This window comes from Methylobacterium sp. Leaf111 (genome assembly GCF_001423285.1).
Taxonomy (GTDB): domain Bacteria; phylum Pseudomonadota; class Alphaproteobacteria; order Rhizobiales; family Beijerinckiaceae; genus Methylobacterium.
In genome coordinates, this window is sequence record NZ_LMNE01000055.1 from 3885 (window position 1) to 6270 (window position 2386).

2 pseudogenes are annotated in these 2386 nt (G+C 64.0%); one reads left to right on the forward strand and one right to left on the reverse strand.

Annotated features, from left to right (window positions below):
* Nucleotides 1–144: 144 nt before the first annotated feature.
* Nucleotides 145–1296, forward strand: a pseudogene (locus tag ASF41_RS19380) (IS110 family transposase); the annotation flags it as partial.
* 89 nt (nt 1297–1385) lie between these two features.
* Here the strand turns inward: ASF41_RS19380 and ASF41_RS25240 are convergent.
* Nucleotides 1386–2249: pseudogene (locus ASF41_RS25240) on the reverse strand (IS3 family transposase); the annotation flags it as partial.
* Between the last annotated feature and the right edge of the window lie 137 nt (nt 2250–2386).

Genomic DNA, 2386 nt, shown 5'->3' on the forward strand with positions numbered 1-2386 from the left:
AGGCCGTCGCACTGACATGAGCTGCGAGCTCGAGGTCGTTATCTGGCCGCCCCTGCGACTAGCCCGGATGCGCTGCGAGCGCGGATCCGTAATTGTCGTGTTGCCCGCCAGCTCCCTCAACCTTGTTGGACCAAGGAGGAGGCTATGCGGATTATCGGCATGGACGTTCATCGGGTAGCGGCCGAGGTTGTGGCGCTTCTCGATGGGAAGTTGGTGAAGCTCGGCCGCATTCCCATGCTACGCGAACGCCTCGAGGCGTTCGCCAGGACGGAGCTTACGCACGACGATCATGTCGTCATCGAGGCGACCAGCAACGCTGCAGCCGTCGTCGAGGTGCTTGCGCCTTACGTCGACCGCGTGGTCATCGCCAATCCCAAGCAGGTGAGGCTGATCGCGCATGCGAAAATCAAGACCGACGCGATTGATGCGGCGGTGCAGGCCAAGCTCTGTGCAACCGGCTTCCTCCCAGAGGTGTGGGTCCCGGACGAGGCGACCCTCGCCCTCCGGCGGCAGGTCGCACGGCGCACCCAGCTGATCCGCCAAAGGGTGCGGCTGAAGAACCACATCCAGGCGATCCTACACGCGTACCTCATCCCGCCGTGCCCGCACGGGAACCTGACCGGGATCAGTGAGCGCAAGTGGATCGTCGCCCAGCGTCTGCCCAATGATGAACGCGCTGCCATCGATCGTCACCTCGCGCAGATCGCCCTCATCGAAGGATCGCTCAGAGACGTGGAAGCCGACATCGCACGGGCCACCATGTCCGATCCGGTCATCCGGCGATTGATGACGCTGCCCGGGGTCGACATGGCCGTCGCATCGGGCGTCGCTGCTGCCATCGGCGACGTTCGGCGCTTCGGCGATCCGACGACGCTGGTCGGCTATTTCGACCTTAACCCGAGCACCCACCAATCCGGCGAGGGACCTGCCTATCATGGGCGGATCACCAAGCAGGGTCGAGGCCAAGCGCGGGGCATGCTCGTTGAAGCGGCTTGGGCGGCTGGGCGCTCGCCCGGCCCCTTGCGTGCCTTCTTCCAGCGCGTGGCCGCCAAGCGGGGTAAGCCGATTGCGGCGGTGGCCACCGCACGAAAGCTCGCCATGATCATCTGGCACATGCTGACCAAAGGCGAAGACTATATCTGGGTGCGGCCAGCGCTGCTGGCCCGCAAGTTCCGCAGCATCGAGCTCAAGGCAGGTTTACCGAAGGAGCCCGCCAGGCGCGGTGCCGCCTACGATTACAACATCCCGGCGAGGCGAGCTGCCGAGCGGGTGCACGTCGAAAAGGCCGAAGAAGCGTAGGCCGACTTCACCGCGCGATGGCGAACCAAGACTCCAACCAGGTCCCGGTCGAGAAAAAAGATGCCGGCACCTGCCTGAAAGGACTTTTCTACAACATCCGTGTCGGTCGGCTTGCCCGGTCGTGAGAAGTCGATCTCGACCCCGTTCAGGTAGGCCCACTGGTCGAGCATGCGACCGGCGAACTCCGGTCCATTGTCGCACCTGGAAGGCGCGGAAGTTAGCTCTCGGTGTGAGCGAGAGCGCCTCTCGCGTATGGCAATCGACGAACGTCAGGATCCGGAACAGACGCCCGTCGAAGATGCGGTCGGATACGAAGTCCATGGCCCAGACCTCGTTGGGTCTACCGATCGCCGGTCGTCCCTGGCGATACCGCCAAGCCCGCTTGCGTTTGGGCAGCTTGGACCGGATCGACAGCCCTTCGTCTCGGGTTGTTCCGGTAGGTGCGCTTATGGTTCACCTCCCAGCCCTCCCGTCGCAACAGGATGTGCAGCCGCCGGTAGCCGTAGCGCACCCGTGAGGCAGCCAACTCCTTCAACCGTATCCGCAGCGCGACCTGAGGGTCCGAGCGCTTCCTGTAGCGCTGGGACGATCGGCCGAAGCCCGTAGCCAGACAGGCCCGACGCTCGCTGATGTCGTAGGCCACCTGCAGGTGACCACCTACCTCACGGCGAGCGGCGGGCCTCACCACTTTCGTTTGAGGACGTCCTGCAGTATGGAGCGGTCCAGCGTCAGGTCGGCGACCAGCCGCTTGAGCTTGCCGTTCTCGTCCTCCAGTTGCCTGAGCCGTCGGATCTCCGGCACGCCCATGACGACGAACTGCTTCTTCCAGTGATAGAACGTCGGCTCGGATACGCCCATCTCGCCGCACAGACCTCGTCCACCGTCGCGCCGTTCTCCGCCTGTCGCAGGGCAAAGACGATCTGTTCATTCGTGAAGCGTTTGCGAGGCATGGCATCCACCCTCCTTCAGGGTTCAGGATGCCCGTAAAACGTAAGCGCTGTTTTCAGGCCACGGCTTTGAGGGCTGGCATGGCCTGGTAGGCCCATGGCAGCAGGTCGTCGAGACGGCTCTGTGGGTGGCCCTCGAC